General features: G+C 61.0%; 1 protein-coding gene. It reads left to right on the top strand.

Features of this window, described 5'->3' with window-relative positions:
- Window positions 1-123 precede the first annotated feature (123 nt).
- Window positions 124-878 (top strand): IS5 family transposase (locus AB3X96_RS42475; RefSeq protein WP_368594409.1); only part of this gene is annotated, 755 nt, incomplete at its 3' end.

Here is an 878-nt window from a genome sequence, read left to right as displayed (position 1 = left end):
AGTCCGTCCTGAACAATCCGTAGAGCCTTGAGTAGCTGGGCTTCCGGGTAGAAATCGTGTTGTTGGAATTGCAGAGACCTGGCATATTGCTTCACATAGCCTGCAAATTCTGACGAGGTTCAGATGGGTCCAAAGGCACCTGTAACGGAGAAGGATCTGTTCCGGCATCCACTGCGCGAACAGATCAACCTTAAGCATCCACTGGTACGTCTGGCCGAACTGATCAACTGGGAGCGGCTAGGCGCGTCGATGAGCACGAGCTTCGTGTCGGGCAAAGGCAGGCCCGCGACGTCGCCGCGACTGATCGCCGGTCTGTTGTATCTGCAGCACGCCTTCGACCTGTCGGACGAGGATGTCGTGTGGCAATGGGTAGAGAACCCGTACTGGCAGGTTTTTACGGGTGAGACGTACCTGCAGACCGAGCCGCCGATCGATCCGTCCAGCCTTACGCGGTGGCGCAAACGGCTGGGCGAAGCCGGCGTTGAGGAGTTGCTGGCCGAGACGATCGACGCGGCGAAGCGTGCCGGAGTGATCAAGGCGTCGAGCGCGAAACGGGTTATCGTTGATACGACCGTGATGCCCAAGGCGATCGCACATCCGACTGACTCGCGGCTGCTGGAGCGCTGTCGTGAACACCTCGTGAAGGCAGCTGCGCGGCACGGCCTGAAGCTGCGGCAGAACTACAACCGCGAAGCGCCGCGTCTGGCCACCCAGATCAGCCGCTACGCACATGCGAAGCAGTACCGGCGGATGGGAAAGGCACTGCGCACCCTGCGCTCGCGGGTGGGTCGGGTCATGCGCGACGTCGAACGGCAACTCGACACGGTGGTTGATAACAGGCGAGCTGAGCTGCAGGAACTGATTGCCCGCACGAAGCG

Origin of the sequence: Paraburkholderia sp. BR13439, from assembly GCF_040948805.1 — a bacterium.
Taxonomy (GTDB): Bacteria; Pseudomonadota; Gammaproteobacteria; order Burkholderiales; family Burkholderiaceae; genus Paraburkholderia; species Paraburkholderia youngii.
The sequence above is the reverse complement of the archived record's forward strand: the minus strand, read 5'-3'. Positions and strand labels throughout refer to the sequence as shown.